The organism is Bradyrhizobium sp. SBR1B (assembly GCF_014198205.1).
In the GTDB taxonomy this organism is placed as follows: domain Bacteria; phylum Pseudomonadota; class Alphaproteobacteria; order Rhizobiales; family Xanthobacteraceae; genus Bradyrhizobium.
Genome location: NZ_JACIHC010000014.1, coordinates 72,544 through 94,975 on the forward strand (window position 1 = coordinate 72,544; position 22,432 = coordinate 94,975).

The 22,432-nt window shown below is 64.5% G+C and carries 25 protein-coding genes; 10 read left to right on the forward strand and 15 right to left on the reverse strand.

All coding sequences use genetic code 11. The features are described from left to right. The first annotated feature begins 31 nt into the window (after positions 1–31). Positions 32–1,135, forward strand: a complete 1,104-nt coding sequence (locus tag GGD61_RS28515) for an NAD(P)/FAD-dependent oxidoreductase (RefSeq protein WP_092254760.1) — start codon at positions 32–34, stop codon at positions 1,133–1,135. A 174-nt stretch (positions 1,136–1,309) separates the two neighbouring features. Here GGD61_RS28515 and GGD61_RS28520 read toward each other — a convergent pair whose 3' ends face one another. Continuing rightward, a complete protein-coding gene (locus GGD61_RS28520) occupies positions 1,310–1,489 on the reverse strand; it encodes a YdcH family protein (RefSeq protein WP_026201910.1) in 180 nt (59 codons plus the stop codon). A gap of 329 nt (positions 1,490–1,818) precedes the next feature. On the opposite strand from GGD61_RS28520, the gene GGD61_RS28525 reads away from it, so the two are divergent. From GGD61_RS28525 to GGD61_RS28535, 3 genes are all read left to right on the forward strand, one after another. Continuing rightward, positions 1,819–2,025, forward strand: coding sequence for a YdcH family protein (locus GGD61_RS28525; RefSeq protein WP_008546179.1), 207 nt, complete (start codon positions 1,819–1,821; stop codon positions 2,023–2,025). Between the two features lie 121 nt (positions 2,026–2,146). Next, the gene (locus tag GGD61_RS28530; protein ID WP_026201909.1) at positions 2,147–2,365 is read left to right on the forward strand and encodes a hypothetical protein; all 219 of its coding nucleotides are present in this window, start codon (positions 2,147–2,149) and stop codon (positions 2,363–2,365) included. Between the two features lie 23 nt (positions 2,366–2,388). Next, positions 2,389–2,640 (forward strand): hypothetical protein, encoded by a 252-nt coding sequence (locus GGD61_RS28535; RefSeq protein ID WP_018317814.1) that lies wholly within the window; start codon positions 2,389–2,391, stop codon positions 2,638–2,640. On the opposite strand, the gene GGD61_RS28540 is transcribed toward GGD61_RS28535, so the two are convergent. After that, positions 2,637–3,362, reverse strand: coding sequence for a GGDEF domain-containing protein (locus tag GGD61_RS28540; RefSeq protein WP_177237045.1), 726 nt, complete (start codon positions 3,360–3,362; stop codon positions 2,637–2,639). The two genes, GGD61_RS28535 and GGD61_RS28540, sit on opposite strands and share 4 nt — an antisense overlap. A gap of 141 nt (positions 3,363–3,503) precedes the next feature. Here GGD61_RS28540 and purE point away from each other — a divergent pair, with 141 nt between their 5' ends. Both purE and GGD61_RS28550 read left to right on the forward strand, forming a co-directional pair. Continuing rightward, a complete protein-coding gene (gene purE, locus GGD61_RS28545; RefSeq protein WP_018317812.1) occupies positions 3,504–3,992 on the forward strand; it encodes a 5-(carboxyamino)imidazole ribonucleotide mutase in 489 nt (162 codons plus the stop codon). Continuing rightward, complete coding sequence (locus tag GGD61_RS28550) at positions 3,989–5,095, forward strand: 5-(carboxyamino)imidazole ribonucleotide synthase (RefSeq protein ID WP_018317811.1); 1,107 nt, start codon at positions 3,989–3,991, stop codon at positions 5,093–5,095. Before purE ends, GGD61_RS28550 begins: the two co-directional genes overlap by 4 nt. A gap of 37 nt (positions 5,096–5,132) precedes the next feature. Here GGD61_RS28550 and aqpZ read toward each other — a convergent pair whose 3' ends face one another. Then, on the reverse strand, positions 5,133–5,855 hold the full coding sequence (gene aqpZ, locus GGD61_RS28555) for an aquaporin Z (protein ID WP_018317810.1): 723 nt from the start codon (positions 5,853–5,855) through the stop codon (positions 5,133–5,135). A 262-nt stretch (positions 5,856–6,117) separates the two neighbouring features. Between aqpZ and rpsU the strand changes: the two genes are divergently transcribed. Further along, a complete protein-coding gene (gene rpsU, locus GGD61_RS28560; protein ID WP_008546194.1) occupies positions 6,118–6,414 on the forward strand; it encodes a 30S ribosomal protein S21 in 297 nt (98 codons plus the stop codon). A 271-nt stretch (positions 6,415–6,685) separates the two neighbouring features. After that, complete coding sequence (locus tag GGD61_RS28565) at positions 6,686–7,336, forward strand: tetratricopeptide repeat protein (RefSeq protein ID WP_092254754.1); 651 nt, start codon at positions 6,686–6,688, stop codon at positions 7,334–7,336. A 25-nt stretch (positions 7,337–7,361) separates the two neighbouring features. On the opposite strand, the gene GGD61_RS28570 is transcribed toward GGD61_RS28565, so the two are convergent. The 12 genes from GGD61_RS28570 to GGD61_RS28625 form a co-directional block, all read right to left on the reverse strand. Continuing rightward, a complete protein-coding gene (locus GGD61_RS28570; protein ID WP_092254751.1) occupies positions 7,362–8,318 on the reverse strand; it encodes a hypothetical protein in 957 nt (318 codons plus the stop codon). A 92-nt stretch (positions 8,319–8,410) separates the two neighbouring features. Next, entirely contained in the window at positions 8,411–8,695 is a 285-nt protein-coding gene (locus GGD61_RS28575; protein WP_092254748.1) for a cupin domain-containing protein, read from the reverse strand. A 26-nt stretch (positions 8,696–8,721) separates the two neighbouring features. Then, positions 8,722–9,819: a calcium:proton antiporter gene (locus GGD61_RS28580; protein WP_092254745.1), complete on the reverse strand. Its 1,098-nt coding sequence runs from the start codon at positions 9,817–9,819 to the stop codon at positions 8,722–8,724. Between the two features lie 50 nt (positions 9,820–9,869). Next, positions 9,870–11,348, reverse strand: a complete 1,479-nt coding sequence (locus GGD61_RS28585; protein ID WP_092254743.1) for a sodium:proton antiporter — start codon at positions 11,346–11,348, stop codon at positions 9,870–9,872. Next, positions 11,302–12,099 carry an alpha/beta hydrolase gene (locus GGD61_RS28590; protein WP_092254922.1) on the reverse strand — a complete coding sequence of 266 codons (798 nt, stop codon included), beginning with the start codon at positions 12,097–12,099 and terminating at the stop codon, positions 11,302–11,304. The genes GGD61_RS28585 and GGD61_RS28590 overlap by 47 nt, the downstream gene beginning before the upstream one ends. Positions 12,100–12,317: 218 nt before the next feature. After that, positions 12,318–13,715: an NAD(P)(+) transhydrogenase (Re/Si-specific) subunit beta gene (locus GGD61_RS28595; RefSeq protein ID WP_018317802.1), complete on the reverse strand. Its 1,398-nt coding sequence runs from the start codon at positions 13,713–13,715 to the stop codon at positions 12,318–12,320. 38 nt (positions 13,716–13,753) lie between these two features. Further along, entirely contained in the window at positions 13,754–14,071 is a 318-nt protein-coding gene (locus GGD61_RS28600; RefSeq protein ID WP_018317801.1) for a proton-translocating transhydrogenase family protein, read from the reverse strand. Between the two features lie 11 nt (positions 14,072–14,082). Beyond that, positions 14,083–15,210, reverse strand: a complete 1,128-nt coding sequence (locus tag GGD61_RS28605) for a Re/Si-specific NAD(P)(+) transhydrogenase subunit alpha (RefSeq protein ID WP_092254740.1) — start codon at positions 15,208–15,210, stop codon at positions 14,083–14,085. Between the two features lie 137 nt (positions 15,211–15,347). After that, entirely contained in the window at positions 15,348–15,500 is a 153-nt protein-coding gene (locus GGD61_RS28610; protein ID WP_018317799.1) for an aa3-type cytochrome c oxidase subunit IV, read from the reverse strand. Positions 15,501–15,597: 97 nt separating this feature from the next. Then, complete coding sequence (locus GGD61_RS28615; protein WP_092254737.1) at positions 15,598–15,984, reverse strand: type II toxin-antitoxin system death-on-curing family toxin; 387 nt, start codon at positions 15,982–15,984, stop codon at positions 15,598–15,600. Next, positions 15,981–16,247, reverse strand: coding sequence for an AbrB/MazE/SpoVT family DNA-binding domain-containing protein (locus GGD61_RS28620; RefSeq protein ID WP_092254734.1), 267 nt, complete (start codon positions 16,245–16,247; stop codon positions 15,981–15,983). Before GGD61_RS28620 ends, GGD61_RS28615 begins: the two co-directional genes overlap by 4 nt. Before the next feature lie 77 nt (positions 16,248–16,324). After that, positions 16,325–18,232, reverse strand: coding sequence for a M3 family oligoendopeptidase (locus GGD61_RS28625; RefSeq protein WP_092254731.1), 1,908 nt, complete (start codon positions 18,230–18,232; stop codon positions 16,325–16,327). Positions 18,233–18,359: 127 nt separating this feature from the next. Here GGD61_RS28625 and GGD61_RS28630 point away from each other — a divergent pair, with 127 nt between their 5' ends. Together GGD61_RS28630 and GGD61_RS28635 are read left to right on the forward strand one after the other, a co-directional pair. Next, a complete protein-coding gene (locus GGD61_RS28630) occupies positions 18,360–19,856 on the forward strand; it encodes a sigma-54 dependent transcriptional regulator (protein WP_092254728.1) in 1,497 nt (498 codons plus the stop codon). 346 nt (positions 19,857–20,202) lie between these two features. Beyond that, positions 20,203–22,374: a murein L,D-transpeptidase gene (locus GGD61_RS28635; RefSeq protein WP_092254725.1), complete on the forward strand. Its 2,172-nt coding sequence runs from the start codon at positions 20,203–20,205 to the stop codon at positions 22,372–22,374. The last annotated feature ends 58 nt before the right edge of the window (positions 22,375–22,432 follow it).

Consider the following 22,432-nt stretch of genomic DNA (forward strand, 5'->3'; position numbering starts at 1 on the left):
CCGGCGCTTCCAGCGGACATCCTGCACAACCATGGATAGGGTCGATTGCGTCGTCATCGGAGCCGGCGTGATCGGGCTCGCGGTGGCTCGAAAGCTTGCGCAGGCCGGGCGCGAGGTCATCGTGCTCGAGGAGGCCGAGGCGATCGGCACCATCACCTCCTCGCGCAACAGCGAGGTGATCCATGCCGGCATCTACTACCGCGCCGGGAGCTGGATGGCGCGCATGTGCGTCGACGGCAAGCACGCGCTCTACCGCTACTGTGGCGAGCGCGGCATCCCGCACAAGAATTGCGGCAAGCTGATCGTTGCGACCAGCCCGCAGGAGACCGCGAAGCTGCAATCGATCAAGGCGCATGCCGAGGCCAATGGCGTGCTCGACATGCAGTTGCTCACAGGCGAGGCGGCACGCGCGCTGGAGCCGGCGCTGGCCTGCGACGCCGCACTGCTGTCGCCCTCTACGGGCATCATCGACAGCCACGCCTACATGCTCTCGCTGCGCGGCGAAGCCGAGGAAGCCGGCGCGGCCTTCGCGTTTCACACCCCGCTGATCCGCGCCAAGGCGGCGAACGGCCTGATCGAGATCGACGCCGGCGGCGAGGCGCCAATGACGCTGCAATGCAGCCTCCTCGTCAACGCCGCGGGGCTCTCGGCGACGAATGTGGCGCGCAACATCGACGGCATGCCGCTGGACCGAATTCCACGGGCCTATCTCGCCAAGGGAAATTACTTCAGCTGCAATGCCAAGGCGCCGTTCTCGCGCCTGATCTACCCGGTGCCCGAGCCCGGCGGGTTGGGAGTGCATCTGACGCTGGACATGGCAGGCCAGGCGCGCTTCGGCCCTGACGTCGAGTGGATCGAGACGATCGACTACGAGGTCGACCCGTCACGCGCCGAGCGGTTCTACCCGGCGATCCGCAAATACTGGCCGACGCTGCCTGACGGCGCGTTGATGCCGAGCTATTCGGGTATCCGGCCGAAGATCGTACCGCCCGCGGTGGCCACGCAGGACTTCCTGATGCAGGGCCCGCGCGATCACGGCGTCGCTGGCCTGATCAATCTGTTCGGCATCGAATCGCCGGGACTGACGTCGTCGCTCGCGATCGCAGATCACGTCGCCGAGCTCGCAGACATCTGAAGGCGTTTTCGAGCGAAGCGGGTACCGGTTCGCGGCAAGACAACGCGTTCAGACAAAAACGAAACACCGCGCAAACTTCTTTGCACGGTGCGCACTTTGCTGCAGGGATGAGCGCAAAAGCTCTCACCCCTGCGGGATAAGGGTACGATCAACTCTACGCTGTTACGGGGGTCACTAGTGGAGCGTGTCGCCGTGCCTCAGACGCTCGATCTGGTCCTTGACCATCAACTTCCGGCGCTTCAACTCAACAATTTGCAGGTCGTCTGTTGAAAGGTGCACGAGAGCTTCGTGCAATTCGTTTTCGAGAAGTTTGTGCTTCCGCTCCAATTCAACGAGATGTGCCTGAATTGTCATTCGAAACCTCCTCGGTAGGGTTGAACCTCAGGATTCGATCCGGACAAGGAAGTGTACATCAGCGATTCGTTCTGTCGATGGATAACCGTCGTGACAGCTTCATTTTTGAAAATTCATATGTAACGAAGCGTGAGTAAAGGAACCGCACGGGAAAAATCCATGATATCAATGCGCTTGCGCAGCGCCGCGGCGATCAGCGGAAATATGTCGCTGGAGATCGGCGAACGGTGGTCGCAGATCGCTTGCGATCACGCCGCGCAAGGACGATAATTTCCACAGGGCATCCACAGCCTTAATCCCACGCCTATCGGTTTTCGGCCACCGCAGACATGACCAATGAAGACGAGCGTGAGCTCGAAGCCGAGCTCACCCGGTTGCAGCAGGAACACCGAGATCTCGATGCGGCGATCGATGCACTGCATCAATCGCCCGCCCCCGACCTATTGCGGTTACAGCGCTTGAAGAAGCGCAAGCTGTTGTTACGAGACCGCATCGCGTTCATCGAAGACCAGATCACCCCCGACATCATCGCCTGACCTGCGAGCCGGCTTCCCTCGTGCAGATGAATCCGCTTGACTCGAATAGAACAAAATAGGAACATTCGAGCGCCCCAGCGCCCCCAGGAAACGTCCAGCACAACTGACAAGGACAATGCAGATGTCGACCGCCGCCCTTCTCGACAACAGCCATTATGAACAGGCCTGCGATCAGGCGATCGCGATGTGCGACGGCAATCTGCGCAGCACCATCAAGGCGCTGATCATGGCCAACGAATATCTGGAGGCCGAGCTGGAGGAATTGCAGGCGGCGATTTCCGCCGGCTGCATTCCGGAGACCTCGCGCAGCAAGATGCGGAGCAAGAGCAGCGCCGCCTGAACCGTCAGCTATCGGAGCCGACCATGCCCGACGTCACCTACTACGTTGCATTGCCCTTCCTGATCGACGAGGACGGATCGCCGGTGGCAGGTGCGGCCGAGGAATGTCAGACATCGGCTGCCGCCCTGCGTCGTGCGGAAATGCTGGCGCACGGCGCCGGCCATATCGGCGCCGTCGCCTTCAGCCGCAGCGGCGATCCCCTGACCGGCGAGTTTGGCGACGCCAAATTGCTGCGGACATTCGGTAACGTACCGCCAGATCTCAGCGCGCTTTAGCTGCCGACCAGCCGGACCCGCGGCTCGTGCCGCCGGTGCGCCTTGCGCACATACATGGCGGCATCGGCCTCCTCCAGGGCGCGGCCCGCGTCGGACTGCGCCCCCAGCAGCGCGACACCGGCGGAGGCGCCCGCGGTCACGTGCTCGCCGCGAAAGACAAAGGACAATTCGTCGACCGCCTGCTCGAAGATGGCCGCCTTTGCCTTGGCGTCGGTCTCGCTGAGATTCCACAGCAGCAGCGCGAACTCGTCGCCCCCCAGCCGCCCGACCACGTCGGAGGCGCGGACCTGCCGCGTCAGCGTGGCGGCAATCGCCTTGAGCACCTCGTCACCGGCGCCATGACCGAACGAATCGTTGATCGGCTTCAACCGATCGACGTCGAGCACGATCAGTGCCCCGCTGGCGCGGTAGCGCTTCATGTAGGCGATGGCACGCGCCAGCTCGCGCTCGAAGCCGCGCCGGTTGGGAATCTCGAGCAGGAAATCGGTGTCGGCCGCAGCTTCCAGTTCCGCGACCCGGCGCTGCGCCTCCTTGAGCTTGGTCCGCAAGCCCCGGATCGTCGCCCTGACGGTATCCTTGGCCCCATCATCGCCCGACGCGTCACGCCCCGGCGGCTTCGCCGGCCGCCTGGTCAGCCGTTTTGGGGCGGTTTTGGATCGGCCGGCACTGGTCTTCCGGCCCTTTTTGGCCTTCGCAGCGCCTGCCCTTTTTGGTTTCTTCATGGGCATCCTGCTCAATGAAGGCTTGCGGGGATTCACCAAGACAGGATAGTGGATTCCCTTCTCCTTGCCACCGCCTTGCGAGCCGCCGGCCGGAACCGTTAATCTGGCCTATCTTTCTGTTTTTCGGGCACAATTAACGTCATGACCGCGCCGATCGCCATCATCATGGGAAGCCAGTCGGACTGGGACACGATGCGGCATGCCGCCGACACGCTTGCCGCGCTCGGCGTCGCCGCCGACACCCGCATCGTCTCGGCCCACCGCACCCCCGACCGTCTCTTTGCTTTCGCCAAGGGCGCCAAGGCCGCCGGTTACAAGGTCATCATCGCCGGCGCAGGTGGCGCTGCACACCTGCCCGGCATGGCGGCGGCGCTGACCGAACTCCCGGTGTTCGGCGTTCCCGTCGAATCCAAGACGCTCAAGGGCCTCGATTCGCTCTATTCGATCGTCCAGATGCCCGCCGGCATCCCGGTCGGCACCCTCGCCATCGGCAAGGCCGGCGCGACCAACGCCGCGCTGCTGGCGGCGGCCGTCCTGGCGTTGTCCGACCCGGCCTTGTCCGATCGCCTCGCGGCCTGGCGCAAGGCGCAGACCGAGGCGGTCGCCGAGCGCCCGGAGGACAAGGCGTGACCGACACCAGGCAGGTGAAACTGAAGCCCGGTGACACCATCGGAATTCTCGGCGGCGGACAATTGGGCCGGATGCTGGCCATGGCTGCGGCGCGGCTCGGCCTGCGCTGCCAGGTTTTCTCGCCCGATCCGGACTCGCCGGCCTTCGACGTCGTATTGAACGCGACCTGCGCCGAATATGCCGATGTCGAGGCGCTCGAACTGTTCGCCAACGACGTCGACGTCATCACCTACGAATTCGAGAACGTGCCATCGGCCGCCGCGATGGTGCTGGACGCGCGCCGACCCGTCCTGCCCAACCGCAAGATTCTCGAGACCACCCAGGACCGGCTCGCCGAGAAGGATTTCGTGACGCGGCTCGGCATCGGCACCGCAGCCTATGCCGACGTCACCTCCGTATCCTCGCTGCGCGAGGCGATCGCCAGGATCGGCCTTCCGGCCGTGCTCAAGACCCGCCGCTTCGGTTATGACGGCAAGGGCCAGGCCATCATCCGCGAGGGCGACGACATCGCCAAGGTGTGGACCAGCCTCGCCACCAAATCGGCGATCCTGGAAGCCTTCGTGCCCTACGAGCGCGAGATCTCCGTGATCGCCGCACGCTCGGTCACAGGCCAGGTCGAGTGTTTCGACGTCACCGAGAACGAGCACCGCGACCACATCCTGAAGATATCGCGCGCGCCCGCGCCGATCCCGCCTGCGCTTGCCGAGGAAGCACGCAGCATCGCCGGCAAGATCGCAAGCGCGCTCGACTATGTCGGCGTGCTCGCTGTCGAGATGTTCGTGCTCGCCAACGGCACCGGCCCGAAGGTGCTGGTCAATGAGATCGCCCCGCGCGTGCACAATTCAGGGCACTGGACGCTCGACGGCGCCTCGGTCTCGCAGTTCGAGCAGCACATCCGCGCCATCGCCGGCTGGCCGCTCGGCAAGCCCGTGCGCCACGGCGAAATCGTCACCATGACCAATCTGATCGGCGACGAGATCAATGATTACGAAAAGTGGCTGAGCGTGCCGGGCGCGACCGTGCACATCTACGGCAAGGGTGCGCCGCGTCCCGGCCGAAAGATGGGCCACGTCACCGAAGTCAGGCCGACGAAAGGCAAGTAGCGGGACCGCAGCTTCGAGCTGCGATCCCGCTCCGCGATTAGGCCGTCTTCGCGCCTGCGACGACGCCCGTGGGCTCCTCGCTGAGCCAGCGATAGATCACCCCGCCCAGCGCGCCGCCGATCAGCGGTGCGACCCAGAACAGCCAGAGCTGCGCCGTCGCCCAGCCGCCGACGAACAGCGCGGGGCCCGTGCTGCGCGCCGGGTTCACCGAGGTGTTGGTGACGGGGATGCTGACGAGATGGATCATCACCAGCGCGAGCCCGATCGCGAGCGGCGCGAAGCCTGCGGGCGCGCGGCCATGGGTCGCGCCCATGATGATGAACAGGAACATCATGGTCATCACCACCTCGGTGAGGAAGCACACGATCATGCTGTACTGGCCGGGCGAATGCGCATCATAGCCGTTGGATGCGAAGCCCTTGCTGACATCGAATCCGGGAGCTCCGCTCGCGATGACGTAGAGGAGCCAGGCGGCCACGATCGCGCCGGCCACCTGCGCGATCACATAGGGCAGGATCTGCCCGGCCGGAAAACGCCCGCCGGCGGCAAGACCGACCGTGACGGCCGGGTTGAGATGGCAGCCGGAGATATGGCCGATCGCATAGGCCATGGTGACCACGCTCAGTCCGAATGCGAGGGAGACACCGACCAGACCGATTCCGACCTGCGGGAAGCCGGCAGCGATCACCGCGCTTCCGCAGCCTGCGAATGTGAGCCAGAAGGTGCCGATGGCTTCAGCAGCGTATTTCTTGATATCCATGTGTAGTCCCCTGCTTTCAAAGATTCCGGAACAAAGCTCCGGAAACGGCCCCATCCCTGGCGTCGAATCGCCCAAATCAGGGCCGCACAGAGGTATTTTTGCCTCATTTAATGGCTGAACTTGGCCCGAAAACCCGCTTGTCCGGTGGACATCCCGGGATTTGTCTGATACATCCGCGCCCTCAAGGTTAAGGGCTTGCGCGTTTTCGCCATCCCCTTCGTCTTACCAGAATTCAAATCCGATCCACTGAAGAGGATGCCGCGTGCAGGTTCTCGTTCGCGATAACAATGTCGACCAAGCCCTCAAGGCTCTGAAGAAGAAGATGCAGCGCGAGGGAATTTTCCGCGAGATGAAGCTCCGCGGTCATTACGAGAAGCCCTCCGAGAAGAAGGCCCGCGAAAAGGCCGAAGCCGTGCGCCGCGCGCGCAAGCTGGCCCGCAAGAAGCTGCAGCGCGAAGGCCTGCTGCCGATGAAGCCGAAGCCGGTGTTCGGCGCAGGTCCCGGCGGTGATCGCGGCGGTCGTGGCGGCCCGGGTGCAGGTCCGCGCGGACCGCGCTGATTCACCGAATTTTGCAAGATTTCAGTTTCGATGACGCGGGCCTCTGGCCCGCGTCATTGTTTGTGCGCGCTGCTCTTTGGGCCAGGCACCACGGATGCGGCACGCAAACGCGATGAGATTTGGATTGAACGTCGTCGCGCTTTAGTTTGTTGTTTGACCTTGATCTCTACGCAAGCGCGTTCCGCCTTTGTCGCGAGGGAAAACCGCTTCATACTTTTCGTCAACGCGGCCCTTCGGGTCCGGATCATGCTCTAGCGCGAGCGAACCGCAGATGGCCTCCCCCTTCCCCCAGCGCGGCTTGGCGCGGCGACGCCGGATCTGGCAGCCGCCGTTCGTGCTGGCATTGATGGGGATTGCGCTGTGCGGCTGCTCCTTCGATCTGGGATCGTTGATGCCGGAGAAGGACAAGCCGCAGGAAGCCCCCCAGGCGGCTGCGCCCGCCGAGAGCGCGGTGAGCGCCGGCAACGTCACCGAAGCTCAGGCCCACACTGCAAAAGCCCAATCCCTGGCCAAGTCAGGCGAGGTCGCGGCAGCGCTCGATGAGTTCAATCGCGCGGTCGGACTCGATCCCTACAATGCGCAGGCGCTGTATGGCCGTGCCCTGATCTACCAGGGCAACAATCAGCACGCCTTCGCCATCGCAGATTTCAGCGCTGCGAGCGGACTCAATCCCCAGAAGGTCGAGCCGCTGCTCGGCCGCGCCACCAGCTATCTCGCGCTCGGCAAGGTCAAGGAGGCCACGGCCGATCTGGATGAGGCCTCCGAGGCCGATCCGCACAACGCCCAGGTCTGGACCACGCGCGGACAGGCCTATGAGCGGCTGGGCGACAGAGCCAAGGCGGCGGCGTCCTACACCAGGGCTGTCTCGCTTCGCCCACGCGACGACGCCGCGCGCAACGGTCTTGCCCGTGTCGGCGGCTGACGGTTTTGACGGCGCAGGCGCCGTCTTAATCGGGGGTGGCGCTCTTCGGCAGAACCGAGTGGAACATCGACTTCATGCCCGACAGCATCTCGTCGGCGACATTGGTCTTCTTCGGCCGCGGCATGGAGCCACCGGCGTCGGCGCGCAGATCGAGCGGTGGCGCGATCATCGGCACGGGAATGTCAGCCGGCGGCGTCATCCGATTCGGATCATCGTTGCCGACCGAGGCCGTGTAGGGCGGATTGGCCGGCGAGGAGCCATCCTTGCCATAGGCCTCCGATGAGGGCGTCGATACCGTGATCGGCGGCGGCAGCGGACGGACCGTAGCCGGCTCCATGCTGACGACCCGCGGGGCCTCGGGCGTGCGGGCTGCTTCCCGCACGGCAGGCTCAGTCGGCCTCTCGGCTGACCTGGTCTCGGACGGCCTGACCTCGGCAGGTTTGGTTTCGGCAGACGACTTTCCTTCGGAAGACTTGCCCTCGGAAGATTTGCCCTCAGGAGTCTTGCGCAGGCGCTCGATCGCGGCACGCACGAGGTCGTTGGCGTCGGGGGCCGGAGCCGCAGCAGCCGGCGCCGAATTGGCCTCGACCACCGGAGCGGCGGGAGCGGGCGTGCTGGTGGCCGGGGTCGACTTGGCGACCGCCTTCTCGCGCGCCGACGGCTTGCCACGCGGGCTGGCCTCGGCCGGGGCCACATCGGCAGCCTTGTGCTCGGCGGACGGCTGATCGGCAGCCTTTTCGACCGCCGGCTTGTCCGTCACGCTCTTCTCGGGGATGCCTTTGGCCTTGACGCCGGGCGCAGGGAGATTGGCGACATCGGCGGGTTTGCCGTTCTTGCCGGCCTCGGCAGGGGCCACGACGGCCGCAGGGGCATCAGCCGCCGGCTTGGCGTTGATGTAGTGGTTAACGATGTACGCCCCGATGATCGTCGCGAGCACCGAGGGGAAAATATCCATCGAGATTTTAGCGAGGTATTTCAGCATTCCGGCCACTCCCCGCGCGATCTGATGCGGGAACTTTAGGGCATTGTAAGGGATCAACTGCGACGGATCGATGGCAAGTGTTAAGGCCGGATCTACGGCTTTAGCTCGATCTCAAGGAACACGATCTCGGTTGAGGTTTCGTTAAGTACGTCATGTTGGACGCCCGCCTTGCGGAAGTAGGATTTCCCGGCTGCCAGTTGCGCCTTGGACCGCTCGCCGCCCGGCGCCACGATGGTCATTTCTCCCGCAACGACGGGAACAATCACATAGTCCATGCCGTGGGTGTGATGGCCGGTGGCGCTACCGGGCGGAAGCCGCCATTCGGTCACCCGGACCTCCTCGTTGTCGACCTGGACCTCGGACTTGGCGGCAAGCATTGGAACCTCTCTTGGGACGCAGCGCTTCAGGGCACGAAAACCATGAAGGCGTAGACGGCAAATACCACCATATGGACCAGCCCGAACAGGACATTGGTCCTGCCGGTGCCGAAGGTCAGCATGCTCAGGAAGAAGGTCAGGAGCAAAAGCACACTGCCCTGGGCGCTGAGGCCGAGCGTGAGCTCCTTGTCGAGCGCGTAGGTGGCGACCCCCACCGCCGGGATGGTCAGCCCGATGGTGGCGAGGGACGAGCCGAGCGCGAGGTTGATGCTCTTCTGGAGGTCGTTCTTGCGGGCCGCCGATACCGCCGCGACGCCTTCCGGCATCAGGATCAGGAGCGCGACCAGAAGGCCGGCAAAGGCCGGCGGCGCGCCGATCTTGGCCGCGACGGCGTCCACCACCAGCGAAAACTTCTTGGCGAGCAGCACCACGGCCAGCAGCGCAATCAGCAGCAGCACGACGCTGACCACCAACATCCGGCCCGGCAGATGCGCCACGCCGCTGCCGCCGTCAGCCCGTTCATGGACGAAGTAATCCTTGTGCAGGACGGTCTGGGTGTAGAGGAACACTCCGTACAGCGCGAGCGTGACCACGTCGACGAAACCGAGCTGAACCGCCGAATAGACCGGCCCCGGCGCGGTGGTCGTGTAGTTCGGCATGATCAGCGTGATGGTCGCGAGCGCGAACAGGACGCTGAGATAGACGTTGGCCCCCGAGAGCTGAAAGCCCTGCTCGCGATAGCGCAGGCCGCCGATGAAGATGCAGAGCCCGACGAGGCCGTTGCAGACGATCATGACCACGGCGAACACGGTGTCGCGCGCCAGTTCCGGGGCGGGCTTGTCGCCCAGCATGATCGTGGTGATCAGCGCCACCTCGATGACGGTCACCGAGAGCGTCAGCACCAGCGTGCCATAGGGCTCGCCGACCCGCTCGGCGATCACTTCGGCATGATGAACCGCGGCGAACACGGTGCCGAACAGGATAACCAGAAGGACGATGGCGAAGACGAGCCCGCCCAACGACAGCGTGAAGACGTAGCCCGTCGCGCTGACGGCTGCGAACAACAGCACGGCCAGCGCCGGAAAGATCCAGGCCGACCGGGGCATCGGATTATGCGCGCTCATCTACCGGCTCCAATCACTGAAGACGAGCAGTAGCAAATCGGCCGGCAGATTCAATGCCAGCGCAGGATCGGAGCGACCGGCAGCAGCGTCAGCAGCATGAACAGCGGGATCAGCACGGCGCCGGCACGCAAGAGATAGCCGAAGAAGCTCGGCATCTCGATGCCGTTCTCGCTCGCGATGCTGCTGACCATGAAGTTCGGCGCATTGCCGATATAGGTGAGCGCTCCCATGTAGACGGCGCCCATCGAAATCGACGCGAGCGTGCCCGACAGCTCGTGCATCAGCGTTTGCGGATCACCGCCGGCAAGCTGGAAGAACAACAGATAGGTCGGCGCATTGTCGAGAAACGCTGACATCAGGCCGGTAAACCAGAAATAGGCGACCTCGCGCGGCGCACCGTCCGGTGCCGTCACGGCCGACAACAGCCAGGCGAAGGCGCCGTGGTGGCCGGCATTGAGCATGGCAATGACCGGGATGATGGCGACGAAGATGCCCGCGAACAGTTTTGCGACCTCGCGGATCGGCTCCCAGGTGAAGCCGTTGGCCTCCCTGTGCTCGTCCGGTGTCAACCACACCGACAGCGCCGCAATGGAAAGCAGCGCCACATTGCGCGCGATGTCTTCCAGCCCCAGCTTCGTTCCGAGAATGTCGAAAGCAACAGCGGGCTTCCACATCGCCGAGGCCAGCAGGCTCGCGACGATGGCTGCGATCAGCACGAGGTTGACGAGACCGCGAATGCGGACCGGATCCGCGGGACCGGCGTCGCTGAGCTGAGGTTCGCTGCGGAAGCGCCAGAAATCGATGGCGGTGAAGATCGCGAGCAGCAATCCGGCGACGATCGCGGTCTGCAGCCAGATGCTCCGCGTGGTCCAGAAGAAGTCGACGCCGTGCAGGAAACCGACGAAGAGCGGGGGATCGCCGAGCGGGCTCAGCGCGCCGCCGACATTGGCGACCAGGATGATGAAGAAGATGATGACATGGGCATTGTGGCGCCGCGGCCGGTTGGCGCGGATCAGCGGACGGATCAGGATCATCGCGGCACCCGTGGTGCCGACAATGCTTGCACCCAGCGTGCCGAGCGCGAGGATGCCAGCATTGATCGCTGGCGTGGCCTTGATGTCGCCGGTAATGAGAATGCCGCCGGCCACGACATAGAGCGCGAACAGCAGCACGATGAAGCCAAGATATTCGGCGAGCAGAGCGTGCACGAGCACAGCCAGCGTGACCGCGCTTCCGGCAAAAATCACGAGTGAGACGAGCGCCGCCAGCGACCAAGCAGCGGCGATCTTGCCGTAATGATGGTGCCAGACTTTCGGAAACAACAGCGGTCCGAGCGCGATCGACAGCAACAGGCCGGCAAAGGGCAGCGCATAGGGCCAGCGCATCGCCGCACCATCGAGCCCGGCTGCGGCCCAGGCCGGCTGCGGCAACAAGGTGAGGATGGCAACGAGCGATACGGCCGGGATTCGCGTGACGAGTCGTTTATTCTCCAATGAAGCGCCTTGCCGTTTCGATCGCACCGAATGCATCGAGATTGTCATGTCCGCCGCCCGCAAAGCGAACGAACTGCTTCGGTTCATGCGCGAGCGCGAACAGACGTTCTCCGAACACGATTGAAATGACAAGGTCATTGGTGCCATGCATCACCAGGAGCGGCACCGTGACGCGCGCGATCCGCTGGTCGGAAGGGAACGGATCGCGCATCAAGAGGCGCACCGGCACGAACCAGAATGACGAAGATGCAATGTCGGCCGTCGACGTATAGGGCGCCTCCAGGACCAGCTTTCCAACACGCTGTTCTGCGGCGAGCGCGACCGCCACGCCGGTCCCGAGCGAGAAGCCCCAGGCGACGATTCGTTCCGCCGTGTAGCGCGCCGTGGTGAAGGCGTAGGCGGCGGCGGCATCGCGCAGCAGCCCCTCCTCGCTCGGCGCGCCGCTCGAGCCGGCATAGCCGCGGTAGGACAGCGCAACGAGGCCGGTGCCATCTGCCGTCATGACCTTGAAGCGGCTGACACGGCCGGCAAGAAAGTCGCCATTGCCCGGAAAATACAGGATCACGGGACGACCGGGCCTCGCCGGCACGTGCCAGACGATGATCTTCTCGCCATCCGAGGTGGTCAGGACATGCTCCTCCGCCTCGGGACAATCTGCCGCCTCAGGCGGGGTCCGCTTGGCGGTCGGTATCGGAAACAGCATCTCGCGCTGCCGGGCATAGAGCACGAGGAGCCCGGCGAGATAGACGGTCGCAAGCAGAATGACGGTCCATTTGGCGATGGTGATCATTGCGCGGCCGGCCCCCGGTTCAGGCTCAGGGCTTGCGACGGCTCCGCAGCAATTTCATGACGTCGGGCCGGAGGCTCGCCGGTACGTCCCGGCAGCCGCACGCCGCCTTGTGGGCGGCATGCCATGCGACGCGCTGCTCGCGCGTCGCCTTGAGAGGCATGCGATGAGACCGGTGCCAATCCCTGTTGATGGCCACGGTCCGTTTCCTTCGCGTGCTACATCGCCTTGACGATGTTCTCGGTGACCTTCTTGGCGTCGCCGAGCAGCATCATGGTGTTGTCGCGGTAGAACAGCGGATTGTCGATGCCGGCATAGCCGGACGCCAGCGAGCGCTTGATGAACATCACGGTGCCGGCCTTCCAGACCTGCAGCACGGGCATGCCGTAGATCGGCGAGGTCTTGTCCTCCTCGGCCGCCGGATTGGTGACGTCGTTGGCGCCGATCACGAAGGCGATGTCGGCCTGCGCGAACTCGGAGTTGATGTCCTCGAGCTCGAACACCTCGTCATAGGGGACGTTGGCTTCGGCGAGCAGCACGTTCATGTGGCCGGGCATTCGGCCGGCGACCGGGTGAATGGCGTATTTCACCTCGACGCCTTCCTTCTTCAGGATGTCGCCCATCTCGCGCAGCGCGTGCTGCGCCTGCGCCACCGCCATGCCGTAGCCGGGCACGATGATGACCTTCTGGGCGTTCTTCATGATGAAGGCCGCGTCGTCGGCCGAGCCGAGCTTGGCGGGCTTCTGCTCGCCGCCGCCACCGCCGGCCGCCGCGGTCTCGCCGCCGAAGCCGCCGAGGATGACCGAGATGAAGGACCGGTTCATCGCGTGGCACATGATGTAGGACAGGATCGCGCCCGAGGAGCCGACCAGCGCGCCGGTGATGATCAGCGCGGAATTGCCGAGCGTGAAGCCGATGCCGGCCGCAGCCCAACCCGAGTACGAGTTCAGCATCGAGATCACGACCGGCATGTCGGCGCCGCCGATCGGGATGATCATGAGCACGCCGAGCGCCAGCGCCAGGATGACGATCAGCCAGAAGTCGAGCGCGCCGCCGGTGAGGACCAGGCGGACGATGAAGAACACCAGCGCCACCGCAATCGCGATGTTGATGATGTGACGGGCGGGCAGGATGATCGGCGCGCCGCTCATGCGTGCGGACAGCTTCAGGAACGCGATCACCGAGCCGGTGAAGGTCAGCGCGCCGATGGCGACGCCGAGCGACATCTCGACCAGGCTCTGCGGATGGATGTTGCCGGGGGTGCCGATGTCGAAGGCTTCGGGCGCGTAGAACGCGCCGGCGGCGACCAGCACCGCGGCCATGCCGACCAGCGAGTGGAAGGCGGCGACCAGTTCCGGCATCGAGGTCATCGGCACGCGGCGGGCGATCACCGCGCCGATCGCGCCGCCGATGGCGATGCCGACGATGACGAGCACCCAGGCGAGGCCGTCTGCCGGCGGATGGTTGGCCAGCGTGGTGGCGACCGCAATCGCCATGCCGATCATGCCGAACAGATTGCCCTGGCGCGACGAAGCCGGGCTGGACAGCCCGCGCAGCGACAGGATGAACAGCACTCCCGCCACGAGATACAAAAATGCAGAGAGGTTGGCGCTCATCTCAGGTCCCCATTAATCCTTCAGCCCGAGGTGGCCGCTTACTTCGACTTCTTCTTGTACATCGCCAGCATGCGCTGGGTGACAAGGAAGCCGCCAAAAATGTTCACGCAGGCGAAAATGAGCGCGACAAAGCCGAAGGCGCGGGCCCAGCCCGAGCCACTCGAGACGTTCGCGACGCCGCCGGCAAGCAACGCGCCGACCACGATCACCGAGGAGATCGCGTTGGTCACGCTCATCAGCGGCGTGTGCAGGGCCGGTGTCACCGACCACACCACGAAATAGCCGACGAAGACGGCGAGGACGAAGATCGACAGCCGGAAGATGAAGGGGTCGACGACCTGTGCAGCATGCTCCATGGCGGGTCTCCTTAAACCTTCGGCTGGAAGTTCGGGTGGATGACGGCGCCGTCTTTCGTGAGCGCGGTCGCCTTGACCAGCTCGTCGTCCCAGTTCACGGCGAGCTTCTTCTCCTTCTTGTCGACCATGGTCTCGATGAAGGAGAACAGATTGCGCGCGTAGAGGCTGGAAGCCGAGGCGGCAACGCGGCCGGCGACGTTGGTGTAGCCGACGATCTTGATGCCATCGCGGTCGACGACCTCGCCGGCCTTCGCGCCCTCGACATTGCCGCCGCGCTCGACGGCGAGATCGACCAGCACCGAGCCCGGCTTCATCGACTTGACCATCTCGCCGGAGACGAGCTTCGGCGCGGGCCGACCCGGAATCAGCGCCGTGGTGATCACGATGTCCTGCTTCTTGATGTGCTCGGCGGTGAGCGCGGCCTGCTTGGCCTGGTATTCCCTAGACATTTCCTTGGCGTAGCCGCCGGCGGTCTGCGCGTTCTTGAACTCCTCGTCCTCGACGGCGAGGAATTTCGCGCCGAGCGATTCGACCTGCTCTTTGGTCGCGGGCCGCACGTCGGTCGCGGTGACGACGGCGCCGAGACGGCGCGCGGTCGCGATCGCCTGGAGGCCGGCAACGCCGACCCCCATCACGAACACCTTGGCCGCGGGCACGGTGCCGGCGGCGGTCATCATCATCGGGAAGGCGCGGCCGAACGCCTCGGCGCCCTCGATCACGGCGCGGTAGCCGGCAAGGTTCGCCTGCGAGGACAGCACGTCCATCACCTGCGCGCGCGTGATGCGCGGCATCAATTCCATCGCGAAGGCGGAGACGCCGGCATCGGCGATCGTCTTCAGCGCAGCCTCGTTCCCGTAGGGGTCCATGATGGCGATGACGAGCGCACCGCGCTTGTACTGCGCGAGCTCGGAGGCTTCAGGGCGCTTCACCTTGATGATGATGTCGGCATCCTTCAGCGCATCTGCGCTGACGGTGGCACCCACGGCGGTGAATTCGGAATCAGGCAGGCCCGATTTGATGCCGGCGCCCGGCTCGACGGCGATCTCGGCGCCCAGCGCCTTGAACTTCTTCACCGTATCGGGCGAAGCGGCGACTCGCGGCTCGAGCGGATCGATTTCCTTGGCAACGGCGATCTTCATAGGTCCTCCGGCGGCGCGGGACAGCGCGCGCGCAAACTAAGCGTTACTCCCGCGGCGTTCGATACCGGTTTTGGCACCGGCTTGGATGCAAATATTCTGGGCAGCTGCTGCCGCTGGCGTGGGCAGCTGCCGACAGATCAGGTCAGGAAGATCGCCATCAGGATCACGATGAGCGCGACCGAGGCCGTGCCGTACTTCACCAGCTTGATGAAGCCCTCGTAGGTCTGCTCGTGAGCAACGTAGTCGTTGCCGTCGGCGGTGCTGTACGCCACTTCGCTATGATCAGCCATGGATTGTCCCCAGTCGAAAGTCGAATTCTTGGGCTGGGATACCGCAAAGTTTCGGGCAGGGCAACGGCACCGGGACGCGGTTTTCCTGCAAATCAGGTCATTTGGAATCCCAATTGTCGCGGATCCAGCGCGTCAGGTTCTCCTCGCTGACCTCGCCGGCAGCGAGCGACAGGATGATGGCTGCCGCTTCAGCCTCGGGTACAACGAAGTCGATGCCGTTCACGCCGAGAAACGTGTACAACGCCAGCAGCGACGTGCGCTTATCGCCGTCGACGAACGGACGGTTGCGCGCGATGCCGAAGGCGTACGCCGCCGCCAATTCGGGAAGATCGGCGCTCTCGTAAGACCATTTGTTTCTGGGCCGATCGAGCGCGGATTCGAGCATGCCTTCATCTCGAAGGCCGCTTGCGCCGCCATGGATCGCCAGTTGTTCGTCGTGGATCGCAATGATGATCCGACGCGTCAGCCAGAACGGCTCGCTCATTTGGCGAGTTCGGCGAGGGCGTTGTGATAACGCTTCATGCTTCGCCGTGCGATCTCCATCGCTTTTTCGAAGTCGGGATCATGCGGCGTCAACAAGACGCCACCGTCCGACTGCTCGACCGGAAACAGCTTGTCGCCCTCTTTGAGATTCAGACGACCGGCAAGTTCCTTCGGTAGGATAACGCCGATGGAATTGCCGATCTTGCGGACCTGAAGCACGGTAGAGCCGCTCTTCAGGTCCTTGGGGTCCGCCTTCTCGTTCATGGCCGCACCTCGTTATACATCTGTATAACGTCCGGCGAACAGAAGTTCAACAAATGTTTTACGGGCCGCCCACCGCCTCAGCCCATCGCCTCAAGTTCGTCGATCATCCCGGCGATGACCGAGAGACCGCCGTCCCAGAATTTCGGGTCCTTGGCATCCAGTCCGAACGGCCGCAGCAGCTCGGAATAATGCTTGGTGCCGCCGGCGGCGAGCATGTCGAGATAGCGCTCGGCAAAGCCCTCGTTCGCGTTCTCGTAGACAGCATAGAGCGAGTTCACGAGGCAATCGCCGAACGCGTAGGCGTAGACGTAGAACGGTGAATGGATGAAGTGCGGGATATACATCCAGTAGTTCTCGTAACCCGCCTTGATCTCGATTGCCGGCCCGAGGCTGTCGCCCTGCACCGACAGCCAGATCTCGCCGAGCCGGGTCGCGGTGAGCTCGCCGTTCTTGCGCTCGGTGTGGACCGCGCGCTCGAACGAGTAGAACGCGATCTGCCGCACCACGGTGTTGATCATGTCCTCGACCTTGCCGGCCAGCAGCGCCTGGCGCTGTTTTGCATTTTTGGTCTGGGCAAGGAGCCGCCTGAACGTGAGCATCTCGCCGAACACGCTTGCGGTCTCCGCCAGCGTCAGCGGCGTCGGCGCCATCAGCGCGCCGTTCTTCGCCGCCAGCACCTGATGCACGCCATGGCCGAGCTCGTGGGCGAGCGTCATCACGTCGCGCGGCTTGCCCTGGTAGTTCATCAGCACATAAGGGTGCGCCGAGGGCGTGGTCGGATGCGAGAATGCGCCGGGCGCCTTGCCCGGCCGCACCGGCGCGTCGATCCAGCGATCGGTGAAGAAGCGCTCGGCGATATCAGCCATTTTGGGCGAGAAGCCGCGATAGGCCGTCAGCACCATGTTGCGCGCATCGGGCCAGCCGATGACGTCCGTCGCGGCAAACGGCAGCGGCGCGTTGCGATCCCAATAAGCCAGCCGCTTCTTGCCGAACCACTTCGCCTTCAACGCGTAATAGCGATGCGACAACTTTGGATAGGCAGCCTGCACCGAGGCGACCAGCGCATCCACCACCTCGCGCTCGACGCGGTTGTTGAGATGGCGGGAATCCGCGACGTCCTGGAAGCCGCGCCAGCGGTCGGAGATGTCCTTGTCCTTGGCGAGCGTGTTGGTGATCAGCGCAAAGGTGCGCTCGTTGGCCTTGAAGGTTTTTGCCAGTGCCTCGGCCGCGCTCTTGCGCTTGGCGCCGTCGCGGTCCTGCAGCAGATTGAGCGTCGGCTCGATCGCCAGCTCCTTGGCCCCGACCTTGAAGCGCAGTCCGGAGATGGTCTGGTCGAACAGCCGGTTGAAGGCGGAATAGCCGGTCTGCGCCTTCTCCAGGAAAAGCTGCTCGAGCTTGTCGTCGAGCTGATATGGCTTCTCCTTGCGCAGATCCTCGATCCAGGGACGGTAGTGCGCGAGCTCGGGCGCTTGCATGGCCCGGTTCAAAATATCGTCATCGACACGGTTGAGCTCGAGCGCGAAGAACAGCAAATGCGTGGACGCCGCCGTCAGCCGCTCCGACACATCGCCGTAAAACTTTGAAATCGCAGGGTCGACGCTGTCGCCGGCGTGGATGAGCCCGGCATAGGAACCGAGCCGGCCGGCAAGATCGTCGATTGCCTCATAGCGTCGCACGGCTTCCGCGAGCCATTTTCCGCCATCTTCGTTTGCTGTCCCTGTCGCCAGCTTGCCCTTGTAGTCCGTCTCGAACGCGACGCAGTCGGCATCCATCTTTTCGAGATCGCGCGCCACTTCCGGCGCATCGATCCCGGAATAGAGATCGGCAAGGTTCCACTCCGGAAGCTTGCCGGTCTTGCTCGCAGGCTTTGCGCGTGAAGACCCGGAGGACTTCGTCTTGACGGTAGATTTCTTGGCGGCGGATGTCTTGGCAGCTGGCTTGTGGAGGGCGGACTTTTTAAGAGCAGGCTTGGAGCGCGAATTCATTGTGTGGGAAACCTGTGTTCAACAAGCGCGACGGCGGGCGGGGGCATCAAGGTTTAAGAGTGCGTTAATCGGCTTCGGCCAGAGTGCCCCGATTCGAGACAGATAGTAGTAGCGTGCGGGGAACACCATGGCTGCCAGTATTTTGATCGCCGACGACGACGCCGTAGCCCGCCGGCTGGTCGAGAACATGGTGCAGAAATGCGGCTATGAGACGGTCGTCGTGGACTCCGGTGACGCCGCGATCGCAGCCCTCACCGCGCCCGATGCTCCGGCCATCGACGCCGTCATCCTCGATCTCGTGATGCCCGGCCTCGACGGCATGGGCGTGCTGGCGAAAATCCGCGAAGCAGGTCTCAGCGTCCCCGTCATCGTGCAGACCGCCCATGGCGGCATCGACAACGTGATCTCGGCGATGCGCGCCGGCGCGGCCGATTTCGTGGTCAAGCCGGTTGGTGTGGAGCGGCTCCAGGTCTCGCTGCGCAACGCGCTCAACGCCTCCGCGCTCAAGGGCGAATTGCAGCGCATCCGACACAGCCGCGAGGGCCGGCTGACCTTCTCCGACATCATCACCCGCGCCGAGGCGATGGCAGGCGTGATGCGCGCCGCGCAGAAGGCGGCGAACTCCGCGATTCCCGTTCTGATCGAAGGCGAGTCCGGCGTCGGCAAGGAGATGTTCGCGCGAGCCATCCATGGCAGTGGCGAGCGCAAGGCCAAGCCCTTCGTCGCCGTCAATTGCGGCGCGATCCCCGACAACCTCGTCGAGTCCATTCTGTTCGGCCACGAGAAGGGCGCTTTCACCGGCGCCACCGAGCGGCACATGGGCAAGTTCGTCGAGGCCCATGGCGGCACGCTGTTTCTGGACGAGGTCAGCGAGCTGCCGCTGACCGCGCAGGTCAAGCTGCTGCGCGCGCTCCAGGAAGGCGCGGTCGAGGCGGTCGGCGGCCGCAAGCCCGTCAAGGTCGACGTCCGCATCGTCTCGGCCACCAATCGTCGGCTGCTGGAGCGGGTGAAACAGGGACACTTCCGGGAAGACCTGTTCTATCGTCTGCACGTGCTGCCGCTGACGATCCCCTCGCTCCGGGCGCGGCGCGAGGACATCCCGCATCTGCTCCGGCATTTCCTGGCGCGGTTTGCCGCCGAGGAGAACCGCGCGATCACCGGCATCAGCGGCGAGGCCATGGCCCATCTTGCCCAGCTCGACTGGCCCGGCAACATCCGCCAGCTCGAGAACGCGGTCTACCGTGCTGTGGTGATGAGCGACGGCGACCAGCTCGGCCTCGGCGACTTCCCTCTGCTCGCTTCGCCGCCGCATCCCGTAACCGAGATTCCGACCGCTCCGCTGATGCTCGAGCCGGCGGCGACCCCTTCGGTGGTATCGGGCAATGAAATACCAATCGCGCCGCTCCCGGCTGTGGGAAATCTGGCCATGCTGACCCCCACCGGCGACGTCCGCGCGCTCGAGGACATGGAGAACGAGATCATCCGCTTCGCGATCTCGCACTACCGCGGCCAGATGTCCGAGGTGGCCCGCCGCCTCAAAATCGGCCGGTCCACCCTCTACCGCAAACTCGACGAGGCCGGGGTTCCCGGACATGGCGGGAAAAGCGGCGAGGAGACGCACTGAGCCCATGCGAACGAGGGTTCGTGCGGCGATGCGAGACCGGCTGTAAGCCGTTCGCATGACGACAGAATTCGACTGCTTCTTGAACCGTGACTTGGAAGTGACAGACACAGGGAAAAGCGCGCTGGGCAGGCGCACAATCCGTTGCCAAGAGGCTCCCTTGAAGTCAGTTTGGCGTGAGTTGTCCCGGTTAGCGCTGGCTGCAAAACCGGGGCCTGTATATCGTCTACGTATGAATCGTTGCGTGCAGGCGTGCAACTTTCGAGAGGCCGGCGCGATTTAGCCGAAGCTCAATAGGCGATAACAAAGCTGTTCCACGAGGGACAGTTCACCCGAGGGGTGCGACACAATGCGTGACTGTTTGAACCACCGTGCGGGCTTCGACCGTGTCTTGATGACGGTCGCGGCAACCTTCCTCACGGTGTCGGCCAGCTCGGCCCTGGCGCAGGATCAGGCGCGCAGCAGCGCCGCCGAGCTCGCGATCGAAGCCGCGATCCCGCGCCCCGAGCCGGCCAACGTCCCGCCCCCGACCGCATCCGACATCAAGCTCGACACCACCGCCACGGTGCAGGATTCCGCCAAGGAGCCGGCGAAGGAGCCTACAAGGGCTGACGTCGTGCCGGCCCCGGCCCCCGAGAAGGTGGAAACCAAGCCGTCCGACGTCGCCACCACGCCCGCGCCCGAGGCGCCGAAGAGCGACACCGCGAAGTCCGAGCCCGCAACCGCTGCGCCTGCGGCACCCGCCACGGCTGCGGCCCCTGCCGCCGAGCCCGTGAAGGCTGCGAGCAACGTTCCCGCCGCCGACCAGCCGGTCGCCGACAAGCTCAAGGACATCATCGGCGCCAAGGCTTCGCGCCATTTCGACCGCAAGAACGAGCGCGCGGCGATCGAGAAGTTTTATGGCGCACGGGACTTCGCGCCGGTCTGGACGCAAGGCGGCAGCCTGACCCCCGCGGCCAAAGGCGTCATCGCGCGGCTGAAGGACGCCGCGTCCGACGGCCTCAATCCCGCCGACTATCCGGTGCCGGACTTCGCCAGCGCCAGCACGCCCGATGCGCTGGCCGATGCCGAGCTCAAGCTCACCGCCAGCATGTTCGACTATGCGCGCCAGGCCCAGAGCGGCCGCATGCATTGGTCGCAGGTCAGCGGCGACATCCTCTATCCCGAGCATCCGGTCGACCCGAACGAGGTGCTCGCCAAGGTCACGACCGCGACGGACGCCTCCGCTGCGCTCGACAGCTACAATCCGCCCCACAAGCTCTACAAGGAGCTGAAGGCCAAGCTCGCGGAGCTTCGCGGTCAGGGCAGCAGCCCGGCGATCGAGATCGCCGATGGTCCGGCGCTGAAATACACCCCGGCCAGCAAGAAGCAGGCTGAGATCGTCGTGGAAGATCCGCGCGTGCCGCAACTCCGCACCAAGCTCGGCCTTGCCGAGAACGCCAGCGACACCCGCTATGACGCAGCGGTCGCCGACGCCGTGCGAAAATTCCAGAGCGGCGCCGAGATGAAGGCGACCGGCATCCTCGACGACAAGACGGTCAAGGCGCTCAACACCCCGAAGCGCGACAAGCAGATCGACGTGGTGCTGGTGAACATGGAGCGCTGGCGCTGGCTGCCGCGCGATCTCGGCGCGCCCGCGCTGGGCGATGCCTATGTGATCCTCAACATTCCCGACTACACGCTGAAGGTGATGCAGCGCGGCCAGCAGGTCTGGACCACCCGTGTCGTCACCGGCAAGCCAGGCACGCACGCGACCCCGCTGCTCACCGAGACGATGAAGTACATCACGGTCAATCCGACCTGGAACGTGCCGCCGTCGATCGTCTACAACGAGTACCTGCCGGCGTTGCAGCAGGACCCGACCGTGCTCCAGCGCATGGGCCTCAAGCTCGAACAGAACCGCGACGGCTCGGTGCACATCTCGCAGCCGCCCGGTGAGGCCAACGCGCTCGGCCGCATCCGCTTCAACTTCCCGAACAAGTTCCTGGTCTATCAGCACGACACGCCGGACAAGAACCTGTTCGCCAGGGAAGATCGCGCCTTCAGCCATGGCTGCATGCGCGTGCAGAACCCGGATCAGTACGCGTCCGTGCTGCTCAACATCACCATGCCGAACGAGAAGTACACGCCCGAGCGCGTGCGCAGCATGTACGGCAAGAGCGAGATCGACCTGAAATTCCCGACCCCGGTCCCGGTCAACATCACCTATCAGACCGCCTTTGTGGACGATGCCGGCAAGCTGCAGTTCCGCAAGGACGTCTATGGCCGCGACGCGACCATGATCAACATCCTGAAGAACAACCGCGGCAAGGATCTCGAGGCCGTCGTTGCGCACTCGCAGCCGAGCTATTCGCGCCCGGCGACGACCCTGCCCTCGGGCGTGGCGGTGGCCAACAATGGCGGCGGCTTCGGGTCCTCCGGCCCGAACTTCTTCGAGCGGCTCTTCGGAGGCGGGGCGCCGACGCCCCCGCCGGCTCCGGTCGGCCGCCGGCCACAGCAGCAGCGGGTGTTCACCCGGTAAGCCTGCGCGGACCCGGCTTTTCGAATTTCACAACGATATCAACGGCCCCGTCCCATGG

Bases quoted from the DNA above. Each gene is read 5' to 3' on its own strand.
- GGD61_RS28515 (WP_092254760.1), top strand. From the start codon at position 32: ATGGATAGGGTCGATTGCGTCGTCATCGGAGCCGGCGTGATCGGGCTC.
- GGD61_RS28520 (WP_026201910.1), bottom strand. From the start codon at position 1,489: ATGACAATTCAGGCACATCTCGTTGAATTGGAGCGGAAGCACAAACTT.
- GGD61_RS28525 (WP_008546179.1), top strand. From the start codon at position 1,819: ATGACCAATGAAGACGAGCGTGAGCTCGAAGCCGAGCTCACCCGGTTG.
- GGD61_RS28530 (WP_026201909.1), top strand. From the start codon at position 2,147: ATGTCGACCGCCGCCCTTCTCGACAACAGCCATTATGAACAGGCCTGC.
- GGD61_RS28535 (WP_018317814.1), top strand. From the start codon at position 2,389: ATGCCCGACGTCACCTACTACGTTGCATTGCCCTTCCTGATCGACGAG.
- GGD61_RS28540 (WP_177237045.1), bottom strand. From the start codon at position 3,362: ATGAAGAAACCAAAAAGGGCAGGCGCTGCGAAGGCCAAAAAGGGCCGG.
- purE (WP_018317812.1), top strand. From the start codon at position 3,504: ATGACCGCGCCGATCGCCATCATCATGGGAAGCCAGTCGGACTGGGAC.
- aqpZ (WP_018317810.1), bottom strand. From the start codon at position 5,855: ATGGATATCAAGAAATACGCTGCTGAAGCCATCGGCACCTTCTGGCTC.
- GGD61_RS28565 (WP_092254754.1), top strand. From the start codon at position 6,686: ATGGCCTCCCCCTTCCCCCAGCGCGGCTTGGCGCGGCGACGCCGGATC.
- GGD61_RS28570 (WP_092254751.1), bottom strand. From the start codon at position 8,318: ATGCTGAAATACCTCGCTAAAATCTCGATGGATATTTTCCCCTCGGTG.
- GGD61_RS28575 (WP_092254748.1), bottom strand. From the start codon at position 8,695: ATGCTTGCCGCCAAGTCCGAGGTCCAGGTCGACAACGAGGAGGTCCGG.
- GGD61_RS28580 (WP_092254745.1), bottom strand. From the start codon at position 9,819: ATGAGCGCGCATAATCCGATGCCCCGGTCGGCCTGGATCTTTCCGGCG.
- GGD61_RS28585 (WP_092254743.1), bottom strand. From the start codon at position 11,348: ATGCATTCGGTGCGATCGAAACGGCAAGGCGCTTCATTGGAGAATAAA.
- GGD61_RS28595 (WP_018317802.1), bottom strand. From the start codon at position 13,715: ATGAGCGCCAACCTCTCTGCATTTTTGTATCTCGTGGCGGGAGTGCTG.
- GGD61_RS28600 (WP_018317801.1), bottom strand. From the start codon at position 14,071: ATGGAGCATGCTGCACAGGTCGTCGACCCCTTCATCTTCCGGCTGTCG.
- GGD61_RS28605 (WP_092254740.1), bottom strand. From the start codon at position 15,210: ATGAAGATCGCCGTTGCCAAGGAAATCGATCCGCTCGAGCCGCGAGTC.
- GGD61_RS28610 (WP_018317799.1), bottom strand. From the start codon at position 15,500: ATGGCTGATCATAGCGAAGTGGCGTACAGCACCGCCGACGGCAACGAC.
- GGD61_RS28615 (WP_092254737.1), bottom strand. From the start codon at position 15,984: ATGAGCGAGCCGTTCTGGCTGACGCGTCGGATCATCATTGCGATCCAC.
- GGD61_RS28620 (WP_092254734.1), bottom strand. From the start codon at position 16,247: ATGAACGAGAAGGCGGACCCCAAGGACCTGAAGAGCGGCTCTACCGTG.
- GGD61_RS28625 (WP_092254731.1), bottom strand. From the start codon at position 18,232: ATGAATTCGCGCTCCAAGCCTGCTCTTAAAAAGTCCGCCCTCCACAAG.
- GGD61_RS28630 (WP_092254728.1), top strand. From the start codon at position 18,360: ATGGCTGCCAGTATTTTGATCGCCGACGACGACGCCGTAGCCCGCCGG.
- GGD61_RS28635 (WP_092254725.1), top strand. From the start codon at position 20,203: ATGCGTGACTGTTTGAACCACCGTGCGGGCTTCGACCGTGTCTTGATG.